The 3,655-nt window shown below is 64.6% G+C and carries 5 protein-coding genes; 2 read left to right on the top strand and 3 right to left on the bottom strand.

Annotated elements, in window-relative coordinates:
- The first annotated feature begins 167 nt into the window (after positions 1-167).
- Both HC022_RS21175 and HC022_RS21170 read left to right on the top strand, forming a co-directional pair.
- Positions 168-614: a phasin family protein gene (locus HC022_RS21175; protein WP_008884177.1), complete on the top strand. Its 447-nt coding sequence runs from the start codon at positions 168-170 to the stop codon at positions 612-614.
- Positions 615-905: 291 nt separating this feature from the next.
- Positions 906-1,484 (top strand): phasin, encoded by a 579-nt coding sequence (locus tag HC022_RS21170; RefSeq protein WP_167453737.1) that lies wholly within the window; start codon positions 906-908, stop codon positions 1,482-1,484.
- 112 nt (positions 1,485-1,596) lie between these two features.
- Here HC022_RS21170 and HC022_RS21165 read toward each other — a convergent pair whose 3' ends face one another.
- The 3 genes from HC022_RS21165 to HC022_RS21155 all read right to left on the bottom strand — a co-directional run bounded on the left by HC022_RS21165 (position 1,597) and on the right by HC022_RS21155 (position 3,591).
- A complete protein-coding gene (locus tag HC022_RS21165; RefSeq protein WP_008884873.1) occupies positions 1,597-2,223 on the bottom strand; it encodes a CoA transferase subunit B in 627 nt (208 codons plus the stop codon).
- Positions 2,223-2,927, bottom strand: a complete 705-nt coding sequence (locus HC022_RS21160; RefSeq protein ID WP_008884095.1) for a CoA transferase subunit A — start codon at positions 2,925-2,927, stop codon at positions 2,223-2,225. The genes HC022_RS21165 and HC022_RS21160 overlap by 1 nt, the downstream gene beginning before the upstream one ends.
- 103 nt (positions 2,928-3,030) lie before the next feature.
- On the bottom strand, positions 3,031-3,591 hold the full coding sequence (locus HC022_RS21155) for a L,D-transpeptidase (protein WP_008883790.1): 561 nt from the start codon (positions 3,589-3,591) through the stop codon (positions 3,031-3,033).
- Positions 3,592-3,655: the final 64 nt, after the last annotated feature.

Genomic DNA, 3,655 nt, shown 5'->3' with positions numbered 1-3,655 from the left:
CGGGACCTATGTACGCGTGAAAGCGAACCAGTAAATTCAGGCAATTGCACAATAATGCTGCACCGCAGAAATTTCCCTTGAAATGCTGCGCTGCAGCATTCATATTGGTGTCAGCCGATGAATGCGGGGGGTGGGCCCCCGAGGCAGACACAGACAGGAATTTAGCAATGGCCGCCAAGACCCAAGATATCACCGCGATGATGAAAGACATGATGGGCGCGTTCCCCGTCGACACCAAAGCGATGGACGAAGCCTTCAAGACCACCGCGACCCTGAACGAAAAGCTCTCGGCCGTGGCTCTGGAAGCCGCCGAGAAGTCGACCGAGATCTCCGCCAAATGGGCCAAGGACACCCTCGCCAAGCTGGCTGACATGTCCAAGGTCAAGAAAGAGCCGGCCGACTACGCCAAGGCGATGACCGATTTCGCGTCGGCCCAGTCCGAAGTTGCCGCCGAGAACATGGCCGCCTTCGCCGAGATCGCCAAGAAGGTCCAGATGGACACCGTGGAACTGATGATGGCCGCTGGCAAGGACTTCACCGAAGACGCCACCGCCGCCGTCAAGAAGGCCACCGACGATATGTCCGCGGCCGCCAAGAAGGCGACCACGAAGTAAGACCCTTTCCCGGCGCCTTTCGTTTGGGGGCGCCGGAACTCGGATTGCGCCCCCTCTCCTCCCAACAAAAGGCGCAATTACGTGGGGCGGGTTCCATTCCGAACCCGCCCCTTTTTCATGTCCCTCGAAGCAGGGTCGACCGGTTCTCGCGGCGGTGGCGAAGACTCGCGCGTCGCGTGAACTTTTTCTGAATTCGCGCTGTCAAGCCTTGCATTGCTGCACTGCAGCATCAATATGGCGACAGCGTAGGCCTAGGCGGAGCATCCGCCGTAATCCCAAGGGAGTGAGCAAATGGCAACCACGCAAGACTTCACCGATACCCTCAAAGACATGATGGGCGCCTGGCAGATGGATCAGGCCAAGTTCGAAGAGGCCTGGAAGTCCTCGACCGGCTTCGGCGAAAAGGCCTCGGGCATCGCGCTCGACGCCGCTGGCAAGACCACCGACATCTCGGTCGGCTGGACCATGGAAACGCTGGGCCGCATGGGCGACCTCGCCAAGGCGCGCACCGCGCCGACCGACTACGCGCAGGCGATGAGCGATTTCGCCACCGCGCAGATGGAAAGCGCCAAGGCCCACATGACCGCCCTCGGCGACGTGGCCAAGGAAGCGCAAAGCGAGACCATGTCGCTCATGATGTCGCTGGGCAAGGACATGGCCGACGACGCCACCGCCGCCGCGACCACGACGGCCAAGGCGACCGAGAAGGCCGCCGAGAAGGCGACCACCGCAGCCACCAGCGCGGCACGCACCACCACGCGCCGCACCACCGCTGCCGCCAAGAAGACCGCCGCGGAGACCGCAGAGGTCGCGGAGACCGTCGAGGCAGCCGCCAAGGACGCCGCCCCCACCGACACCACCAAGAGCTGATCTCTCGGCCCTCGGGGGGACCCGTCCCCGGACATGAAAAAACGCGGCCCACCGGGCCGCGTTTGCGTTTTCAGGGGTCAGAGCCGGACGACCTGCGCGCTGCCCCTGCCCGTCAGTTGACGAGGGTCGCCTCGGTGGCGGCGCGGAATTCTTCCTCGGTCACGCCATCGGCCAGCTCGACCAGCTTCAGCCCGCCCTCGACCACGTCCAGCACGCCGAGATTGGTGATGATGCGGTCGACCACGCCCTTGCCGGTCAGCGGCAGGGTACATTCCTTCAGCACCTTGCTCTCGCCGTGCTTGTTTGCGTGATCCATGACCACGATGACCTTGCCGACACCGGCCACGAGGTCCATCGCGCCGCCCATGCCCTTGACCAGCTTGCCCGGGATCATCCAGTTCGCGAGGTCACCGTTCTCGGCCACTTCCATGGCGCCGAGGATCGCGGCCGCGATCTTGCCGCCGCGGATCATGCCGAAGCTCATGGCGCTGTCGAAATAGGCCGTGCGGCGCAACTCGGTGATGGTCTGCTTGCCGGCGTTGATGAGGTCCGGGTCCTCGTCGCCCTCGAAGGGGAACGGGCCCATGCCCAGCATGCCGTTCTCGGACTGCAGCGTGATGTCCTTGTCACCCACGTAGTTGGCGACCAGCGTCGGAATGCCGATGCCGAGGTTCACGTACATGCCGTCTTCGAGTTCCTGCGCCGCCCGTGCGGCCATCTGATTGCGATCCCAGGGCATCAGGCTTCCTCCCGCTTGCGCACGGTGCGCTGTTCGATCCGCTTCTCGTGCTCGCCCTTGATGATGCGGTGCACGTAGATCCCCGGCAGGTGGATGTGATCGGGGTCCAGTTCACCGGGCTCGACGATCTCTTCCACTTCCATCACGCAGAGCTTGCCGCACATCGCGGCCGGCGGATTGAAGTTGCGGGCGGTCTTGCGGAAGATGCAGTTGCCGGTGGTGTCGGCCTTCCACGCCTTGACGATGGAGAGATCCGCAAAGATGCCCTCCTCGAGGATGTAGTCCTGGCCACCCCAGTTCTTCACGTCCTTGCCCTCGGCGATCACGGTGCCGACACCGGTCTTGGTGTAGAAGCCGGGAATGCCGCTGCCGCCGGCGCGCATGCGCTCGGCCAGCGTGCCCTGCGGGTTGAACTCGAGCTCGAGCTCGCCGCTCAGGTACTGGCGCATGAACTCGGCGTTCTCGCCCACGTAGGACGACATCATCTTCTTGATCTGCTTGGTGTCCAGCAGCTTGCCGAGGCCGAAGCCGTCGACGCCGCAGTTGTTGGACGCGATGGTCAGATCCTTTACGCCGCTCTCGACGATGGCGTCGATCAGCAGCTCGGGAATGCCGCAGAGACCGAACCCGCCCGCCGCGATCAGCATTCCGTCATGCAGCACCCCGTCGAGGGCCTCCGCCGCGGAACCGTAGACTTTCTTCATGGATATCTCCCCTCCTGAAGCTGTTGCCTGAGGTTGTGCCGCGCCGCAGAGTAAGAGTCAACGAAGCCGGGCGGGGACTTGCCGGGCGCCGCGCCGGGCGGGTTCAGATCACCCGGACCTGCGTGCCGATGGGGCAGAGCTGGTAGAGTTCGGCGATCTTCTCGTTGTAGAGCCCGATGCACCCGTCGGACGACCGGCGCCCGATCTTGCGGGTGTCGTGGGTGCCGTGGATGATGTAGGCGGGCCAGCCGAGATACATCGCGTGGGTGCCGAGCGGGTTGTCCGGGCCCGGAGGAATCGGCTTCCAGTCGGGGTAGCGCTCCATCTGGCTGGCGGTCGGCGTCCACGACGGCCCCACCACCTTGCGCACGATCTCGGTATAGCCGCGCTTGGTCAGCTCGTCGGTCTTGGGCACCGAGGTCGGATAGACCCGGTAGTCGCTGCCGTCGGCGGACCAGAAGTGCAGCGCCCGCGACGAGGTGTCGGCGACGATGCTGGCCTTGCCCAGGGTGTCGAAGTGGTCGCGCCAGTCCTGCATGGTGAAGCTGGAAATATTGTGGCGCAGGATGCCCTGAGCGCGGGCCCGGGCGGGCACCAGCGGCAGGATCAGCGCCGCGCCGGCGGCGGCCAGCAGCGAACGGCGGGAGATGGGCAGATCGGACATGCGCGGAACCTCTGGCTGTTTCGGGGGCTGTTTCAGTATGCTCCCGACCACATGGCGCGCAAGC

The organism is Salipiger sp. HF18, from assembly GCF_011806505.1.
In the GTDB taxonomy this organism is placed as follows: Bacteria; Pseudomonadota; Alphaproteobacteria; order Rhodobacterales; family Rhodobacteraceae; genus Salipiger; species Salipiger thiooxidans.
Note: the sequence above shows the minus strand (reverse complement) of the source record. Positions and strands in the feature narration are given on the sequence as shown.